The 19,062-nt window shown below is 42.5% G+C and carries 17 protein-coding genes; 13 read left to right on the top strand and 4 right to left on the bottom strand.

Features of this window, described 5'->3' with window-relative positions; translation table 11 throughout:
* The 5 genes from ACKPEB_RS08940 to ACKPEB_RS08920 all read left to right on the top strand — a co-directional run.
* Positions 1-412, top strand: a 412-nt coding sequence (locus ACKPEB_RS08940) for a DUF3386 family protein (protein WP_408967567.1), incomplete at its 5' end; no start/stop codon positions are given.
* Between the two features lie 156 nt (positions 413-568).
* Complete coding sequence (locus tag ACKPEB_RS08935; protein WP_408967566.1) at positions 569-799, top strand: NifU family protein; 231 nt, start codon at positions 569-571, stop codon at positions 797-799.
* Between the two features lie 157 nt (positions 800-956).
* Positions 957-1,958 (top strand): hypothetical protein, encoded by a 1,002-nt coding sequence (locus tag ACKPEB_RS08930; RefSeq protein ID WP_408967565.1) that lies wholly within the window; start codon positions 957-959, stop codon positions 1,956-1,958.
* 125 nt (positions 1,959-2,083) lie between these two features.
* On the top strand, positions 2,084-2,239 hold the full coding sequence (locus tag ACKPEB_RS08925; RefSeq protein WP_408967564.1) for a PCP reductase family protein: 156 nt from the start codon (positions 2,084-2,086) through the stop codon (positions 2,237-2,239).
* 21 nt (positions 2,240-2,260) lie between these two features.
* Positions 2,261-3,010 (top strand): HAD family hydrolase, encoded by a 750-nt coding sequence (locus ACKPEB_RS08920; RefSeq protein WP_408967563.1) that lies wholly within the window; start codon positions 2,261-2,263, stop codon positions 3,008-3,010.
* Positions 3,011-3,042: 32 nt separating this feature from the next.
* Here the strand turns inward: ACKPEB_RS08920 and ACKPEB_RS08915 are convergent, their stop codons facing one another.
* The 4 genes from ACKPEB_RS08915 to ACKPEB_RS08900 form a co-directional block, all read right to left on the bottom strand.
* Positions 3,043-4,788: an ABC transporter ATP-binding protein gene (locus ACKPEB_RS08915; protein WP_408967562.1), complete on the bottom strand. Its 1,746-nt coding sequence runs from the start codon at positions 4,786-4,788 to the stop codon at positions 3,043-3,045.
* A 159-nt stretch (positions 4,789-4,947) separates the two neighbouring features.
* Positions 4,948-6,117, bottom strand: coding sequence for a CO2 hydration protein (locus tag ACKPEB_RS08910; protein WP_408967561.1), 1,170 nt, complete (start codon positions 6,115-6,117; stop codon positions 4,948-4,950).
* Between the two features lie 110 nt (positions 6,118-6,227).
* Positions 6,228-7,730 carry an NADH-quinone oxidoreductase subunit M gene (locus ACKPEB_RS08905; protein WP_408967560.1) on the bottom strand — a complete coding sequence of 501 codons (1,503 nt, stop codon included), beginning with the start codon at positions 7,728-7,730 and terminating at the stop codon, positions 6,228-6,230.
* 61 nt (positions 7,731-7,791) lie between these two features.
* Positions 7,792-9,663 carry an NAD(P)H-quinone oxidoreductase subunit F gene (locus ACKPEB_RS08900; protein WP_408967559.1) on the bottom strand — a complete coding sequence of 624 codons (1,872 nt, stop codon included), beginning with the start codon at positions 9,661-9,663 and terminating at the stop codon, positions 7,792-7,794.
* Between the two features lie 617 nt (positions 9,664-10,280).
* On the opposite strand from ACKPEB_RS08900, the gene ACKPEB_RS08895 reads away from it, so the two are divergent.
* The 8 genes from ACKPEB_RS08895 to ACKPEB_RS08860 all read left to right on the top strand — a co-directional run.
* A complete protein-coding gene (locus ACKPEB_RS08895; protein ID WP_408967558.1) occupies positions 10,281-10,592 on the top strand; it encodes a carbon dioxide-concentrating mechanism protein CcmK in 312 nt (103 codons plus the stop codon).
* Positions 10,593-10,753: 161 nt separating this feature from the next.
* A complete protein-coding gene (locus ACKPEB_RS08890; protein WP_408967557.1) occupies positions 10,754-11,092 on the top strand; it encodes a carbon dioxide-concentrating mechanism protein CcmK in 339 nt (112 codons plus the stop codon).
* An 87-nt stretch (positions 11,093-11,179) separates the two neighbouring features.
* Positions 11,180-11,482: a EutN/CcmL family microcompartment protein gene (locus ACKPEB_RS08885; RefSeq protein ID WP_408967556.1), complete on the top strand. Its 303-nt coding sequence runs from the start codon at positions 11,180-11,182 to the stop codon at positions 11,480-11,482.
* A 250-nt stretch (positions 11,483-11,732) separates the two neighbouring features.
* Positions 11,733-13,340: a ribulose bisphosphate carboxylase small subunit gene (locus ACKPEB_RS08880; protein ID WP_408967555.1), complete on the top strand. Its 1,608-nt coding sequence runs from the start codon at positions 11,733-11,735 to the stop codon at positions 13,338-13,340.
* A 40-nt stretch (positions 13,341-13,380) separates the two neighbouring features.
* The gene (locus ACKPEB_RS08875) at positions 13,381-14,112 is read left to right on the top strand and encodes a carbon dioxide concentrating mechanism protein (protein ID WP_408967554.1); all 732 of its coding nucleotides are present in this window, start codon (positions 13,381-13,383) and stop codon (positions 14,110-14,112) included.
* Between the two features lie 91 nt (positions 14,113-14,203).
* Complete coding sequence (locus ACKPEB_RS08870; RefSeq protein ID WP_408967553.1) at positions 14,204-14,971, top strand: carbon dioxide-concentrating mechanism protein; 768 nt, start codon at positions 14,204-14,206, stop codon at positions 14,969-14,971.
* A 62-nt stretch (positions 14,972-15,033) separates the two neighbouring features.
* On the top strand, positions 15,034-18,801 hold the full coding sequence (locus tag ACKPEB_RS08865) for a response regulator (protein ID WP_408967552.1): 3,768 nt from the start codon (positions 15,034-15,036) through the stop codon (positions 18,799-18,801).
* A gap of 9 nt (positions 18,802-18,810) precedes the next feature.
* Positions 18,811-19,062, top strand: a 252-nt coding sequence (locus ACKPEB_RS08860; protein WP_408967551.1) for a response regulator, incomplete at its 3' end; no start/stop codon positions are given.

The following is a 19,062-nucleotide window of genomic DNA, read 5'->3' as shown; positions in this document are numbered from 1 at the left end:
AACCAGTTTTTTAGATTCCTATGGTCAACATGAGTTTATTTTAGGTGAATCAGTAGCAGATGGTGGTGTAAAGGTTTTTGTCAAGGGTGGGAATACTGATTCTCACTATCAAATCCGTAACCAAAAAATATATCAAGAAGTTCGGGTTATGGGTCGTATGGCCTTGGAGACGAATTATGACGATTTTCTAGCTACAGACTGCGGTTATATCCCTTCTGCTTATCATGTAGTTTTTCGTAATTCGCAAACAGGTGATGTTAATAGCATTCTCAAATTTACGGATACATATCAAAAATTTGGTGCTTATTACATTTTGACAAAGCAGATAGTAGCAGAGTATGAAGACGGAAAAACTGAAACTCCCCAATCAATTACTGAGTTTGTTTATTCTCATATTCAGCTACTAGAATAGGGAACAGGCAAGGAGTAGGGGAGAAAAATATAACAACTGACAACTGACAACTGACCAATTATCCATTCCCAGCCTAAACTAGATCATTAGCAACATGGCTACGCCACGCTTCGCTATCGGATAATTACCAATTTATCAAGAAGTAGGACAGGAACAATGCAATTAACGCTAGAAAATGTAGAAACCGTACTAGATGAAATGCGCCCTTATCTCATTTCTGATGGTGGTAACGTAGAAATTATCGAATTAGATGGACCAATTGTTAAACTCCGGTTACAGGGTGCTTGTGGTTCTTGTCCCAGTTCGACTATGACTTTGAGAATGGGTATTGAACGTCGTCTCAAGGAAATGATTCCTGAGATATCTGAAGTAGAACAAGTTATCTAAATTACTGGTAATGGGTAATGGGTAATGGGTAAGATATCCCTATTCCCTATTCCCTGTTCCCTGTTCCCTGTTCCCTATTCAAAAATAGTTGCAAAGCGATTAATGAGTGATAGTATCATGGAGATGCTTGAACCGTTACGCCAAAAGAGGTTTAGCTATGTCATCACAAGACCAAAGCCGACGACGGGAACTTGCCAAAAGCGGTGATCCAAAAGCGATCGCTGATCTCATCAATGGTTCCCTGAACGCCAAAGGAATTAACGCCGATGTCATGCGGGATAAGGCTTATCTCCATGTCATGTTAGAAGGAGATCAAGTTCCAAACCATCCAAAAGAGTTAGTGAACTTTGTTCGGAATGGAATGGAGAGCCTGGATGTTCAAACCATTCACACGGTCAAAGTCTATGGACGTCAGTTTGGAGATGATTTACCTCGATGGGAAGAAGAAATTGTTTTAAGAACCCCCCCGCCTCCTGTGGTTGAACCTGTCAATGATATTGATTTAGATGAATCTTCTATTCCTCTGGTGGATGATGAAGACGACGACGAAAATTACGATATTGACAACGAAATTATCGACGAGAACGATATTGAGGATGAGGATGAGTATCTGCCTCCTAGAGATCGTCAAAGCTCATCGGTTTATAATCCAGAAGAGGATGATGATCCTGATGATGAGCAGGATGAAACCACTCGTGAGGTGCAACCGAAAACCTCAAAAAGTAAGGTATTGCTGTTTTCCCTGTTAGGCGGTTTAGGGGTTTTGGTTCTGTTAGCCGGATTACATTTAACCGGAATTTTCCGCTTACCCTTCTTACCCGGTGAATCTTCCCCGACTCCAGAATCTGCCTCTGCACCCGCGAACACAACGGCTACAGCCCCTGATCAGGGTTCCTCAAATCCCACACCTGCTCCCGCGACCTCGGCTGATCCTTTTGCGGAAGCGGTGAAAACAGCCACCAATGCAGCGAAATTAGCACAAACCGCTCAAACTCAAGCCGATTGGACAAAAGTAGCAACCGCATGGCAACAAGCCAGCGCATTGATGAAAAAAGTTCCTCAATCTCATCCTAAGTTTACAGTCGCTGAAGATCGGGTAGTACAATACGCCAATAATCAAAAGGTTGCTGAACAAAAAGCAGCATCGGCTCCTAATTAAATAAAATACAGTTCACAGTTTTGATTTGAACTGTATTTTCATCAAGTTATTGAAGATTTATTCTATTATATCCTGAATAGGTTTATGATAGATATATCTTATTATTTTTTCCCTTAATTAATTCTATGGAATGGACAGCAGAAGCCGAAAGCCGTTTAAAAGAAATCCCTTTTTTTGTGCGTCCTGCGGCTCGTAAAAAAATTGAAAAATTGGCTCAGGAATTAGGCGTAACGCAAATTACCGTCGAAGTTTATGAGCAAGCTAAACAAAAGTTTAATTAATCGGGAATAGGAAACCGGAAAATGGGAAGATTACAAGCTTTAATTTTTGATGTCGATGGCACATTAGCTGATACAGAACGTGATGGTCATCGAATTGCTTTTAATCAAGCTTTTCATGAGGTAGGTATCCCTTGGAATTGGTCAATTGATTTATATGGTCAATTATTAGCCATTGGGGGAGGGAAAGAGCGTATTCGTTATTATATTGAACAATATGAACCGGATTTTTTATCGACAGAAAATTTAGATGATTTAATTGTTAATTTGCATCAGTTAAAAAATCAATATTATCGAAAATTATTAGATCAAGGTTTAATTCCTTTACGTCCTGGGGTACAACGGTTAATTCAACAAGCAAAACAAGCTGGTATACGATTAGCGATCGCCACAACCAGCGCCTTACCCAATGTTTTAGCATTATTAGAAAATATACCCATTCAGCCTAATGATTTTGAAATTATTGCGGCTGGGGATATTGTTCCTGCTAAAAAACCCGCCCCGGATATTTATTTTTATGTCTTAGATAAATTAGGGTTAAATTCAGAAAATTGTTTGGTTTTTGAAGATTCTCATCATGGTTTTTTGGCTTCTAAAACAGCCGGATTAAAAACCATTATTACAGTTAATGATTATACTAAAAATCAAGAGTTTACTGATGCTGTATTAGTCATTAATCATCTCGGAGAACCGGATCAATCATTAACAGTATTAACCGGAAATATGCCCCTAAAAGGTTATTTAGATTTGGAATTTATTCAATCTATTTTTTAGGATTCTATATTCTATTTGATTTTGCATCTTCTTTAAACTAATAATTCCTCTAATTGATTTTGGTTCCAAAGGGTCTGATATAACCCTTTTTGAGCCACTAATTGAGTATGGGTTCCCGTTTGAATGATTTGTCCTTGATCCATCACAAAAATTCGATCAGCCATTGCTGCTGCTGACATTTGATGGGAAATAAAAATAACGGTTTTGCGGTAAGTTCCGATTTTTAAATTCTGCAAAATTTCCGTTGCTGTTTGATTATCAACACTCGAAAGAGCATCATCTAAAATTAAAATCGGTGCATCAACTAATAACGCTCTAGCTAAAGCCGTTCGTTGTCGTTGTCCCCCCGATAATTGAATTCCTCGTTCTCCCACTAAAGTTTCATATTGTTTCGGAAAATTCAAAATTTCATCATGAATTTTAGCCATTTTAGCAGCTTTTTCAATTTCCAATTGTTCAGCTAGAGGATTACCATAGGCAATATTATTTTGAATACTGGTACTAAATAAAAAGCTTTCTTGTGGCACATAAGCAATTGCACTTCTTAAATCCGATAATCTTAATTGAGTAATATCTTGACCATCGATAAATAACTGATCCATCTTAATATCTAATAACCGAGGAATGGCATTCGCTAACGTGGTTTTACCCGAACCAATCGGGCCAACAATCGCAACGGTTTCTCCCGGTTGAATCATAAAATTTACATCATCTAAAGCCAGACTTTTACTTCTGGGATAGCTATAAGTTAGATGAGAAGCACTTAACGATCCTTGAACTGGACTGGGTAAGGGTAAAGATTTTAATGGATCTTTAATCCGAGGTTCAACACTTAAAATCGCTTCAATTCGAGCAATACTAACTTCTCCCCGTTGATAAGCCGTAATTGTAAATCCTAATAAAGCGGTAGGAAAAACTAAACGTTCAACATACAAGATTAAGGCTACAAAATTACCAATACTAAGTTCTCCACTGGTAATATATTGATCCCCAACGCCTAATAAGATTAAAAAGCTTAAACTGGCAATTCCGCCTAAAATTGGAAACAATAAATTTCGGGTTTTGGCTAAATCTAAATTAGCTTCAAACAGTTCATTATTATAGTTAGCAAAAGCTTTTCGTTCATTCTCTTCCTGTGCATAAATTTTGATCAGAGAAATTCCACTCAGATCCTCCTGAATCAAATCACTGATATTCGAGAGTTTTTCCTGAAGCTTCATTTGTTGATCTCGGAGTTTTCCACTAAAAACCTGCACTAAAATTAACATTAATGGATATACCGAAATGGATAATAATGTTAACCGCAGGTTAATTGCTAACATCACTGGAAGGGTTAAACCATAAGCAAATATCGTATTAGCAATACTTAGAACCGCAAACCCTAACAAACGGCGGATATTATCAACATCACTGGTCGAACGATTAATTAAATCACCAACGGTACTTTCTGAAAAATAGGACGGTTCTAAGGTTAATAAATGATTAAAAATCTTTTGTTTTAAATCAAATTCAACTTGACGACCCACACCAAAAATGAAAATGCGAGAAATCATCCGAATTCCCCACATAATTGACGCTAAAACAAAAATAAACAAGACTTGATTTTGTACCTGATCAAAATCAATCGCAACTTGCAGATCATCAACCACGTTCCGAATTAAAATCGGAATATAAACCCCTAAAGCATTAACGAGAAATAACGCGGTAATTCCCCACATCGCCTTTTTCCAATGGGGACGCAGATAGGTAGCAAGTTTTTGAAGTTGAGACGATTTCATAATGATTCATAATGATGCTGGAGGTTAATAGGCGACTGAACACAGGATGCGGAAATTGACTTTACTATTCTTGACCTGATCAAGAGATATAATTCTAACGCTTCAGCGACCTATTCTACACTCAATCTAAAGTCTAGTTTTTAGGCGGGGATCTGAAGCTTAACGTTCAGGAAACAATTTACATTCCCTAAATGTGGCTTTATTCACTTCCCCCAAACGAGAGTTTAAAAATCGATCCATCCAATTTTCAAAATAAATTCGATTGGCTTGTTTTTGTTCAGGATCAGAGGTACTAATCGGATAAGGTGCTAATCCAACAATAGCGGCAGTTGTTACACAATACATGGACTTTTGAAAACTTTGACAAATTTGCACTCGTAAATCATCTTCTCCACGACAACTATTTTGATAAATATGATGTAAATAGTCAGGAAGAAAATGACGCATATCCTGCATTAATTGAGTCGGGGGAATTCCTGACCCACCAATGGGCAGAGGATCGGCGTATAATGCACCATAAGCAAAGTCTTTTTGTTCTACAGGAATTTGATGGGCTTGAGCATTATAAGAAACGGTTCCCGGAAAAGGAGTTCCTCGGAAAAACACCGCTTCAACATAGGGAACTGCTGTATCCATTAAAAAGGTTAATCCCGCAGATTTCGGAAGAATATCATAGACTTTATTCTTGATTTTAACATGATAAGTAATCGGTTTATTGGCGGCTTCAACTAATCCTGATAAAATATGATTAACGACTTCAGTAATCGATTTAATTTCTCCGCGATCATAGCGATCAGAAAGGGAAATAAACATATCGCTCATGACTCGCCAAAATTGACCTAATCCACTGTAATAAGAAAGTTGTCGAATTTGTTCGGGGAGAAATTCAGGAAACAAACGATGTAAGGTTTGAATCATGATATTTCCCTTAGTTTTAGCTTGAATGGCGGTTTCAGCTAACTGGAGAAATTCAGGAGAATCTAAATATTGATCTAAGCCACCGCCTCCATGCCAAAACATGGTTTTCATACAATATTCGGCATATTCAAAGTTAATCCGATCATGCCACCAATATTGCAATAATTTTTGAGTTTTGACCTCACCGTTAAAATATTTAAAAAAGGGAAATAATTCTAAAAATTGTTCATTTGCAATATAAATTAAATTCTTAGAATAAGCATCTAAAACAATGCCATAACTTTTCAAAATACCCACCACTTCCACCAAATTTTCAGGATAATCCGGTAATAAGGCTTCACCGGACTCTAGGCGATGAATATACTCAGAGAGGGGATGTTGAGACGCCGCAGACGATTGTATTAAAGTCATTTTTTGAAAGGTTTAATGAAAATTAAGGTTAATTGTATTTTACAAAAAATGGAAAGGATCGGGAGGAATCACCCTGACAATTTAAAAAAAGTCAGAGTGTTCTCAGAAATTTAAGGTTTTTGTGCAAGATGATTGGCAAATAAGGGTTGAGTATGCGCTAATGCTGTTGTAGACGCATCACTTAACCTCACCATTAAATTCGGCTGAATTCCTAAAAGCATAATAATTAATGCTAAAATTATCGCCGGAATGCGATCGCGCCATTGTACCGGAGGCAAATTCACCACATATTCGGAAAGGCGACCAAAGAACGCTTTATTCATCATAATTAGGAAGTAAACGGAGGTTAGTCCGGTTCCCACCATGCACAATAACGTTTGCACCGGGAACACATCCATACTACCTCGAAAGATAATAAATTCTGCCACAAATCCGACTAAACCCGGTATTCCAGCGCTCGCCATAACCGCTAAAATCATGATTGATCCAATTAAGGGTAAACCGCGTTCTGGGTTTAATAATCCTTGGATAACATCTAAGTCTCGACTTCCGGCTTTTCGATAGACTACCCCAACGGTTAAAAACATCAATCCAGAGATTAAACCATGACTCACCATTTGCATGACAGACCCTAACAAACTGGTGGAGTTAGCGGCAGCAAATCCTAATAAAATATATCCCATGTGAGCAATTGAACTATAGGCGACCATTTTCTTCATATCTTTCTGATAAATGGCACAAAATGCTCCATATAAAACCGTCACTACTGCCCAACTGGCCATCCAGGGAGAAACCACTAACCAAGCATCAGGAAATAAACCCACACCAAAGCGTAATAATCCATAGGTTCCTAACTTTAATAAGACCCCCGCTAATAGCACAGAAACCGGGGTTGAAGCTTCAACATGAGCATCCGGTAGCCAGGTATGAAAGGGAACCAACGGAATTTTGATCCCAAAGCCAATTAAAAGACCGCCTAATAAAATTAATTGTGTTGTTAAGGGTAAAGAAGAAACCCCTAAAGCCGTTGCACTAATCGTATCTAAATCAAAATCAACGGTGTGAGTTAGCCAAACAATACCCAGGAAAGAAGCTAAAATTAACAATCCTGAAACAGCCGTATATAGTAAAAATTTAGTCGCTGCATAGCCTTTATTTTTACCTCCCCAAATGGCAATTAATAAATAAAGCGGAATTAATTCCACTTCATAAAACAGGAGAAATAATAATAAATTCTGCGATAAGAAAGTTCCTGCAATTCCTGCCCCAATTAGCAAAATTGAAGAATAATACAATTGATGGCGACTCATGGCAATATCGCTACTGGCGATCGCAATGGTAATTAATAAACCATTTAAAATCACTAAAGGTAACGATAAACCATCCACCCCTAAGTAATAATTTAATCCCAGGGGTTTAATCCAAGGAAGATATTCTTTAAATTGTAGAGATGGATTACTCGGATCAAATAATCCGGCTAAAACCAACGACCATAAAAATAGTCCTCCCGCAATTATCAAGGATATTTGACGAGCCGTTTTAGCAGATATATTCGGCAAAAATGCAATTAAACCTGCCACTAACAAAGGAACCCAAATTAATACACTTAGCATAAATCAGTTATCAGTTATCAGTTATCTGTAGGGGCGGGGTCATCCCGCCCAAAAGTTGGAATTAAAATTGCCACAACATTAAGGCGACCAAAACTCCTACCCCTAAAGTAATAGTGAGTAAATAAAATTGGGATTGCCCAGAAATACTGTATTTTAACCCTTCACCACTAAACAAAGTGGCTAAACCAAAGGCATTTACAACTCCATCAATGATATATCGATCAATCCAAGCACTCACGGCTGAAATGCGATTCACCAATAAGACAACGGTGTAATTGTAAATCCGATCAATATAGAAATCGTAAGCCAGTAAATCTTGCAATCCTTTCCATGGAAATTGGAACGGTTTAGAACCCATCCCATATAAATAAATTGCTCCGCCAATGGCTATACCCATTAATCCCGATAAAATTAACAAAGGAACCGTTAATTGATGCACAATTGCGGCAAATCCAGAGCCAGATGTTGCAATTAAGGGGCTATTCCAAGTTAGTAATAATTGCCATTGTTGTAACATCAGAGGCACTAATAACGTAACAATAATCATCGCCACCATCGGTACAGCCATCGGCCAAGGAACTTCCGGTGCCCGTCTGGTTTTAGGTTGAGGTTTTCCCGCAAAAACTAATCCAAATACCCGTGTTAAATTCAACGCCGTTAAACAATTCACCAAAAGCAATACCAAAATTAACCACAAGGGAACTGTCCAAAATCCATTCACCCAACGGCGCATTGTCCAAAACGTTCCCAAAGGCATGAACGCCACTAAACCGGCTGAACCCACAATAAACGCCGTTGTCGTGGCGGGCATTTTTGACCATAATCCCCCCATTTCCGTGAGATCTTGGGTGTTCGTGGTCAAAATGACAGAACCCGCACTCATGAAAATTAGAGATTTAGCGATCGCATGGGTAAATAATAATAAAAGAGCAATATCAACTTGACTTTCTCCCACCGCAATAAAAACTAATCCTAAATAGGCGCTGGTGGAATGAGATAAAGCTCGTTTGAGATCAATTTGGGCTATGGAAACAAGGGAAGCACCAATGGCTGTAATCGTTCCTAAAACCACTAAGGTCGTTGAAGCAATCGGAGATAACGCTAAAACCGGTTGTAGTTTAATTAAGACATAAGCTCCACTGGCCACTACCACGGAATTTCGCAGAATTGAAGCGGGGTTAGGGCCTTCCATGGCTTCATCTAACCACAGATTTAAGGGAAATTGAGCACATTTTCCAATGGGGCCAGCAATTAAAGCTAAACCGAGTAAAGTCCCTTGTAGTGGCGTTAAGGTTGCTGTCTCTGACCAACGTTCCAAATCCGAAAAGCTCAAACTTCCCGCCAGAGTGAACAGATAAACCACCCCCATCAACAGCAACACATCCCCCACCCGTTTTGTTAGAAACGCATCTCTAGCCGCCGTGACCACTAAAGGTTGAGCGTACCAGAACCCCACGAGGAGATAGGTAGAGAGAGTTAATAATTCCAGAAGAATATAACTGAGTAATAATGAATCACTCAACGCTAAGGCACTAATGGCTGCTTCAAAAAATCCCATCAACGCAAAAAACCGAGCCAACGCCCAGTCTTTTTCCATGTATCCCAGGGCGAAGCATTGAGCAATTAAACTCAGACTGGTGACAACTTCCATCGCCCCCAAACTTACAGGGGAGATTTCTAAAGCAAAGGACAAATCTAAATCAGTGGTCTGTACCCAATGGATGACAATTTGCTGAATCGGTTCATCCCAAGTGGTACGGAAAATGACCGAACCATGAATAAATGCTAGAACCGTCATTAACAAATTAAAGTAGGCGGCAGGTCTTGGCCCGGTACGACGCACCAACCCCGTTGACCAAGGTAAGGTCAAGATTGCCCCAATTAAGCCATACAAAGGTATCCACCAACTGGTGTGGAGGAGGAAATCAGTCATCTTAAGTTAAATTAGAAAAATCTTATGAATTATCAATTTACTATACCAAGATTTTGCCTTTGGGTTTGTTCTCAGCCTTGATTGATTTTTGATATACTTTTTATAGGTTTAAAAAGCAAAAAACTCTATAAACTAGAGTTTGTTTATTTCAAGCACGTTTAATATTTTTAGAATCTTAACAAAACTTCATTAAAATTAATTATCAATAAAAATAATATTAAAAATGAGAAAATATAATGCAGGTTAATATTGTCAAGGGTGTCACCCTTCTCCTATTCTTAGAGAGGGAGGTTCGTGACTATTTCTGCAAACTGAAATTGTAGGTCATCTAAAACCGTAATTGACAAAAAATTAAGGTACGGTACAACCGACCGCAACATAAGTGGCTCTTACTAGAGCAGGGCTGATCCCCCATTCCATGCTAACGGTATGGAGTTGAGCAACAGAAAAAAATAACTCTTGCAAAATCTAGGGAGCACTCTTGCCGTAAAATTTGACTTAAAGGCAACTACAACTTGGAGTGTAGCCCTTGATCCGAAGGTTGAAACTGTTCGGAAGTCACTTATTGCTTAAAAATACAGTGTAGTTTAGTCTGTTCATTAATTAGGAGTTAAACAATGTCAATCGCTGTTGGAATGATTGAAACCATCGGCTTTCCTGCTGTCGTCGAAGCCGCAGACTCAATGGTGAAGGCTGCTCGCGTTACCTTAGTGGGATATGAGAAAATTGGCAGTGGCCGAGTCACCGTGATTGTGCGTGGGGATGTGTCCGAAGTTCAAGCATCCGTTGCGGCGGGAATTGAAGCCGTCAAACGAGTCAACGGCGGTGAGATTGCTTCCACCCACATTATTGCCCGTCCCCATGAAAACTTAGAATATGTTCTCCCAATTCGCTATACCGATGCGGTTGAACAATTCCGGTCTTACTAAGGACTCAAAAAAATACAACATTGATATTGACAAGCCTATTCATTCTTAAAGGCAATTTCCCGCACAGAAGTCAATTTCAAGTTTGATCGGAATTCTGCTGTTGTACGATAGCATTCCGTGTATTTCTGAACCGTTTTGATTGATTTTAGGAGTCAAATTTAATGGCAATTGCAGTAGGCATGATTGAAACATTAGGCTTTCCCGCCGTGGTGGAAGCCTCAGACTCAATGGTGAAAGCCGCCCGTGTCACCTTAGTGGGATATGAGAAAATTGGCAGTGGCCGAGTTACCGTGATTGTGCGCGGGGATGTCTCCGAAGTCCAAGCCTCTGTTGCGGCTGGGGTTGATTCCGTGCGTCGAGTCAACGGTGGACAAGTGTTATCCACCCATATTATTGCCCGTCCCCACGAAAACTTAGAATACGTTTTACCCATTCGCTACACCGAAGCAGTGGAACAATTCCGCGAAGCGATGGTTGGACGTCCCATGAGCCGTCCTTAATTTCCAGAAGATTTAAACCGTAACGTTCAGTCGGTGTATCCGACCCATTGTTACTGAAAATTTCCCTTGATTCATCCTCCAACTTTTATGCAAATTGCCAAAGTGATTGGCACAGTCGTCGGTAATCAAAAAGAACCCAGTTTACGCGGTTCCAAATTTCTCCTAGTCAGATTTGTAGATGAAAATGGAGAAGATATATCCAATGGATATGAGGTGGCGATTGATGCAGTGGGAGCCGGAGTCGGTGAATGGGTACTCGTCAGTCGTGGAAGTGCAGCCCGTCAAATCGAAGGAAGTGAAAAACGACCCAGCGATGCGGCTGTTGTTGCCATTATTGATACCGTAAGTGTGGGAAACCGCTCGATTTACAGCAAAAAAGATCATTATTAACAGGAGAGAAAGTTGGGGAATTGAGAAGCGAGAAGCTATCAATCCTGAAAAGGACAAAAGCTGAGAGGGTGTTCCTTAATAGGATAATTGAAATTTTCAAAAAAATTGAGATTTTGCACCCGAAATTCAAAAACTTTAGAAGTTCTTCAGTTTTTATTCAATCCACTTCTTAATCACCGATTTTAACTTCTGAGATAACGAACCCTAAAAACGAACAACAAACAACTATTTGGTTAGGAGCAATTAAGATATGGCAGTTCGTGGCCTAGCGGCACCTCCAACCCCTTGGTCGAAGAACTTGGCAGAGCCGAAAATCGATCCAACGGCTTATGTACATTCTTTTTCTAATATTATTGGTGACGTTCGCATTGGGGCTAATGTATTAGTCGCCCCCGGAACCTCTATTCGCGCCGACGAAGGTTACCCCTTTGCTATTGGTGAAAATAGCAATATCCAAGACGGCGTAGTCATTCATGGCTTAGAAGAAGGTCGCGTTAAAGGCGATGACGGCCAAACCTATTCCGTTTGGGTTGGAAAAAACTCTTCAATTACCCACATGGCCTTAATTCATGGGCCAGCTTATGTGGGTGATAACTGTTTTATCGGGTTCCGCTCAACGGTGTTCAATGCCCGAGTCGGGAATGGCTGCATTGTGATGATGCACGTTTTAATCCAAGACGTCGAAATTCCCCCCGGAAAATACGTTCCCTCCGGTTCCATTATCACCAATCAACAACAAGCTGATCGCTTACCCAATGTCACAGATGCCGATCTGAGCTTTGCAACTCATGTGATTGGCGTTAACCAATCTCTGAAAGCCGGTTATCAGTGCTCTGAAAACGCTTCTTGTATTAACCCCATTCGCAACGAATCTACGGGTAATGGCAGTGGACGCGATCGCTCCTACGCCTATAGCGGCAGTGCCAGCTTACCCGCTGAAATCCTCCAGCAAATCGGAGATCTGTTAGCCAAAGGCTTCAAAATTGGTACAGAACACGCTGATGCTCGTCGCTTCCGTACCGGATCTTGGAAGAGTGGCGCCCCCATCAACGGCAAAACCACTGGAGAAGTCGTTGCCGCTTTAGAAACTTGCCTGAGAGAACACGCCGGAGAATATGTCCGTCTGTTGGGCATTGATTCTAAAGCCAAACGTCGGGTTGTGGAAGAAATCATTCAACGTCCCGATGGCCCCGTTGCCCAAAAATCCAGTAATGGTAAAGTCAGCACTACCGCCTCTGCTGCTGTAGCGACCGCCAGCGTCAGCAATTCTGATTTAGGCGCACAAATTGGCGATCTCTTAGCCAAAGGCTTCAAAATTGGTACAGAATACGCTGATGCTCGTCGCTTCCGTACCGGATCTTGGCGCAGTGGCCCCAGCATTTCGGGATCAGGGGTTGCTGACATTCTCTCGAAATTAGATGCCATCCTCAGTGAGCATACCGGGGAATATGTCCGTTTAATTGGGATTGACCCCAAAAACAAACGTCGTGCGGTTGAAGAAATTGTTCAACGTCCCGACGGTAAAGTGGTGAAAGCCACTTCAACTTCAGCCCCGGCATCAGCCAGCACCACCAGTGCGGCTCCGGTATCGAGTGGCAAACTGGGTAACAACGTTACCGAGCAGGTTCGGGATCTATTAGCCAAAGGCTTCAAAATTGGCACAGAACACGCTGATGCTCGTCGCTTCCGCACCGGATCTTGGAAAAGTTGTTCTCCGATTCAATCCAACAATATCTCCGAAGTCATGGCTGCTTTAGACGGTTGCCTAAACGAACATCGCGGCGAATATGTCCGGTTAATTGGGATTGACTCAAAAGCCAAACGTCGGGTGCTGGAGGAAATTATCCAACGTCCCTAAGATCCAGTTTCCTGTTGAAACGCTAGAGGTTCCAGCAACAATGAACATATCGCCACCGCAACTCCTAAACCCTGACGTTTATGTGAGTGGCGATGTCACCATCGATCCGAGTGCCACCCTTGCACCCGGAGTGATTCTACAAGCGGCTCCAAAAAGCCAGCTTCGGATTGCTGCGGGGGTTTGTGTGGGTCGGGGAGTCGTGATTCAGGCTTATGAAGGTATCCTAGAAATAGAAGCAGGTGTTGTATTGGGGTCAGGAGTGTTAATTTTGGGGGCAGGAACCCTGGGGGAAAATGCCTGTATTGGTTCAGAAACAACGATTTTTGAGAGTTCGATTGAACCGGAACAAGTGGTTGCTGCTAGATCTGTGATTGGCGATCGCTCTGGTGAATTAGAACCAGAACCCGTGCCTCTACCACCGGAACCCCAAATCATTTCTACCTTTGAGGAAGAATCCGATCCGCTGTCCGATTTAGTCTCCTTTCCTCCAGAACCACAGATTTTGTCGGCATTGGAGGAAAAACCGGCTCAACCGTCAGATGTACTCTCGGATTCTCTTGAACCCGAAACAACGACGGGTTCGGATCAGGCGGAGACTATCACCACTTCAGAGGAACAATCGGAAGAAAAAGCTCTGGCTCCACAGTCTCCAGAAACCCTGGAACTGTCACCTCAGCCCCTGCCTCCGATTATCTACGGCAAAGAACACCTGAGCTTATTATTAGATACCTTGCTTCCCCATCGCAAAGCCTTCAATAAATCCCAGAGTTGAAGAAAACTCTTTCATTATGGGATATGAAGAGAATAGGGTACGGGCGGGATGACCTCCCCCCCTACACCCCGACCCATCGGAATGATTGAACATGGACGCAAACAAACAAAATTCCGGTTCTTCTGAACGCTCGGTTCAGAATGAGTTTAAAGATATGGCTTTGGGTTTAGTTTCGACTCAGAGCTTCCCGGCGATTGTGGGGACGGCAGATATGATGCTGAAGTCCGCCGGAGTTCATTTAGTCGGATATGAGAAAATCGGCGGGGGACATTGTACAGCCATTGTCCGTGGAAAAATTGCTGAGGTGAGATTAGCGGTGGAAACCGGGGCGCAAACGGCTAAACAATTTGGTCAATTTATCTCCACCTTAGTGATTCCTCGACCGTTTCCCAATTTAGAAATTGTGCTTCCCATTAGTTCCCGCTTATCTCATCTCACCAGTGGGGGGGGAAGTCATCGTTTAAGTCATCAAGCGGTCGGTTTACTAGAAACACGCGGTTTTCCGGCAATGGTCGGGGCGGCAGATGCCATGTTAAAAGCCGCAGATGTACGCCTGATGTCCTATGAACGCATTGGGGCGGGGTTGTGTACGGCGATTATTCGGGGGGCCGTGTCCGATGTAGCGATGGCCGTTGAGGCAGGAATGTTTGAAGCTGAACGCATCGGCGAGTTAAACGCGGTGATGGTGATTCCGCGACCGTTGGAAGATTTGGATCAAACCTTACCGTTAGCCAGTTGTTGGGTAGAACAACGTCAACCCTTGAGAATGCCGATTAATGTGAAGGAACCGGAGAAAGAAGTTGTTAAACTTCCCGATTTACAAAAAGTAAAAATTCCGATACAAGAAGAATATTTATAGAGATCTAGGTTAAAAAAATATATTATCTAATGTTCGGCGATTACTTACATTTTGTTCACCAGATGCCGGATAGCCGTATTGTCTATCATGGCGAGTACCATCCGGGATTGGTTATTCTTTCCATCGCCATTGCTATTTTTACTTCCTATACTGCCTTTTTGATGTGCCAGTTTGCTGAACGGGTGACGGCTCAACACATTCGTAATACCCTGTTTTCCTTGAGTGGATTGGCAATGGGGATTGGCATCTGGGCCATGCACTTCATTGGGATGCTCGGTTTCCGCTTGCCTTGCGGTATCAACTATGATCCTGGGGTGACAGCCCTATCGATGGTTCCAGGTGTAGCGGCTAGCGTCTATGCGATGCACTTCATTACCCGTTCCCACCCTAGTTTCAAAGTCTTGCTGATTGCAGGGACATTATTTGGGCTTGGCATTGGTACAATGCACTATACAGGCATGGCAGCCATGCGATTGGATGGCTTGATTCGCTACAATGTCTTCCGCTTCACCTTCTCAATTGTAGTCGCGATCATTTTAGCTATAACCGCACTGTGGTTTCGCTTCTACATCAGTCTGTTCTCAGTAGTCGCGAGTCGCTATGCCTTAACGATTTCAGCCGTGATCATGGGACTGGCAACATCGGCTATGCACTATTCTGGAATGAGGGCGGCTTATTTCCTGCCCAACCCCGTCAGTCGTAACTCTATTACGGGCGTTGAACCCCATATTATTGTCATTGCGGTCACCCTAGCTACCACATTACTCACAGGGATTGTGATGTTGGTAGTATTACGTGAAACGGCGTTGCAACGGGATCAAAGTAAGGCTTTGGCAGAAACGGAAGCTTGGTATCGAGGGATGATTGAATATGCTCCCGATGGGATGCTAGTGATTGACGCCAAGGGCATGATTATCCTAGCTAACACTTCCCTAGCCAGAATGTTTGGATATGAGGCTCATCAATTAATCGGTCAGCCCATCCACAGACTGGGACTGGATGAAATCTGTGTATATCATTTCGACTGTGAAAATTGTAACTCACACTCAGAGCCGGCTTGTCATAGAGGCGTTCACAATCAAGAAGTGCTGGGTCTGCGCCACGATGGTTCTTCGTTTCCCGTTGAAGTGGGACTAGCCCGTTTGCCTGCGGTGGGGGAACACGATATCAGTATATTTGCCTCAGTCCGCGACATTACAGCCCGTAAACAAGCTGAATTGGAAATTACTCGCCAGCGTGAACACCTTCAGTCCATTCTCGATAAAGCTCCGGTTGGAGTCGCCATTACCGTCGATGGCATTACCCGGTTTGCGAACCAACGTATTGCCGACTTGGTGGATCTCAAGATCGGGGACTCCCCGGTCAAAATCTATGTTGATCCCTCGGTTCGCCCTCAAATGCTGGCAGAACTACAACGCCAGGGAATCTATGAAGGGGGTTATTTCAAAATGTATAGCCCCACTGGGGAGATTCGCGATATTATGGCCACTTTCATGCTCACGGAATACGAAGGGAAGCCCGGAGTGTTGGGGTGGCTCACGGATATTGGCAAGATTAAAGCCGCTGAGGAGGAAATGCGACGGGCGAAGGAACTGGCTGAGGAAACCAGTCGAGTTAAGGCTGATTTTCTTGCCAATATGAGCCATGAAATTCGCACTCCCATGAATGCCATCATTGGCATGACCCATTTAGCACTGAAAACGGATTTAACTTCTCGTCAACGGGAATACTTAACTAAAATTCAAACTTCTAGTCAACACTTGTTGGGAATTATTAATGATATTTTAGATTTCTCGAAAATTGAAGCGGGTAAATTAACTATTGAGTCTATTGATTTTGAACTAGAAAAGGTACTGGAAAATGTTTCAACCTTAATTAGTGAAAAAGCCGCCGCTAAGGGTTTAGAACTGATCTTTGATATTGATCGAAATTTACCCAGAAACTTTATTGGCGATCCCTTACGCTTAGGTCAGATCCTGATTAACTATGCGAATAACGCTGTTAAGTTCACGGAAAAGGGTGAAATTGTTATTATCGTCAGGCTCAAGGAATACCGTGACAGCGATATTGTTCTGTATATTGCCGTCAAAGACACCGGAATTGGCTTGACACCGGAGCAGTTAGGACAGTTATTCCAAGGTTTCCAACAGGCGGATACTTCCACGACCCGCAAGTTTGGGGGAACTGGACTCGGTTTAGCGATCTGTAAGCGAATTACAGAACTCATGGGAGGGGAAGTTGGTGTTGAAAGTGAATACGGCAAAGGTAGCACCTTTTGGTGTACCGTATGTCTACGCAAGAGCACCGCAGCAACAAGGCGCTTAGTGCTGAGTCATGACCTCGAAGGCAAGCGTGTATTAGTCGTAGATGACAATGAAAACGCCCGACTGGTGTTGATGGATCTACTCGAACATATGAAATTTAATCTTGATCAAGCCAGTTCCGGTTCAGAAGCGTTGCAAGCTGTGGCGGTGGCTGATGCAGAACGTCGTCCTTACGAGATTGTTTTTCTTGACTGGCAAATGCCAGGTATGGATGGGCTAGAAGTCGTGCGTCGGATGCAAGACCTACCCTTACAACATAAACCCCATCATTTGATTGTCACCGCCTACGGACGGGAGGAAGTGTTCAAAGTCGCCGAAACCTTGGGCATTGCAGATGTACTTGTTAAGCCTGTTAATGCCTCTATCCTGTTTGATAGTTTAGTGGGATTACTCGGTGGTCATGTAGAAAAGCTCAGCACTTCAACCTCTGAAACTTCGACCCTTTTAATTGACCGCCTTAAACAGATTACCAACGCTAAGATTCTGCTGGTTGAAGACAACGAAATCAATCAAGATGTGGCGATCGCTTTGTTAAGCGATGCTGGATTTGTCGTTGATCTGGCCGAAAACGGACGCATCGCCGTAGAAAAGGTGAAGACGGGTGACTACGATATTGTGTTGATGGATATGCAGATGCCAGAAATGGATGGTGTGGAAGCGACTGCTGTGATCCGCAAAGATGCCCGTTACAATCGTTTACCCATTGTGGCAATGACCGCCAGCGTGATGCAGGACGATCGAGATCGGTGTTTAGAAGTGGGAATGAACGATCATGTTGCCAAACCCATTGAACCGGAGCAACTCTGGAAAACGCTGTTGAAATGGATTACACCTCGTTCAGGGGGAACTCAGCCTCCAGAACAACCTACAGTTATGCCTTTAAATTCAGAGGATGCTATCGTCATTCCATCCGATATTCTAGGTCTTGATACCTCGGAAGGACTGCGACGAGTTCTCGGCAAGAAATCACTGTATCTGTCTATGCTGCGAAAATTTACCTTGGGACAGAAAACGGTTGTAGACCAAATCATCCAAGCACTGGAAGCGGATGATCAAACCCAAGCTGAACGGTTGGCTCACACCCTCAAGGGGGTTGCTGGCAACATTGGTGCGGTTACAATACAGGAAGTATCTGCCTCCCTTGAAACAGCCCTCAAAAAAGACGAGTATTCTCGCTCAGAAGTCGATTCATTATTAGCCACAATTCGTAGCCCTCTGGAAACGTTGATCAACCAACTGGAGATTCAGCTTCCACCAGAAACCGTTACAGCCCAGGTGACCATCGACTGGGTAAAACTGGAAGAGATTTGTACTCGACTGTCGGAATTCCTCGTTGAAAATGATGCTGAAGCTGCTGATCTGTTACAAGATCATGCCGATTTACTGAGAAATGCCTTCCCAAATGATTACAGAGCTATTGAAGCTGGGGTAAATTCATTTGATTTTGACGCAGCCCATAGGGCGTTAGGATTGGCTAGGCAAAGTCTGAAACAATCAAAAAGTTAATAAAAGGATATGGACATCTCTCAAAGCCAGAATGAAAAAGCGACCATTTTAGTTGTAGACGATACCCCGGATAACCTGATTTTTATTAGTGGACTGCTGAAGGACGATTATCGGGTCAAAGTTGCTAATAATGGTGAAAAAGCATTGACAATTGCTCAGTCAGCCAATCCCCCTGATTTGATCCTCCTGGACATTATGATGCCCGGTCTGGATGGTTATGAAGTTTGTCGCCAGCTTAAGGCGAACCCCCAAACCCAGGAT

This window comes from Planktothrix sp., from assembly GCF_046067725.1.
Taxonomy (GTDB): Bacteria; Cyanobacteriota; Cyanobacteriia; order Cyanobacteriales; family Microcoleaceae; genus Planktothrix.
This window is presented reverse-complemented; position numbering and strand designations above follow the sequence as displayed.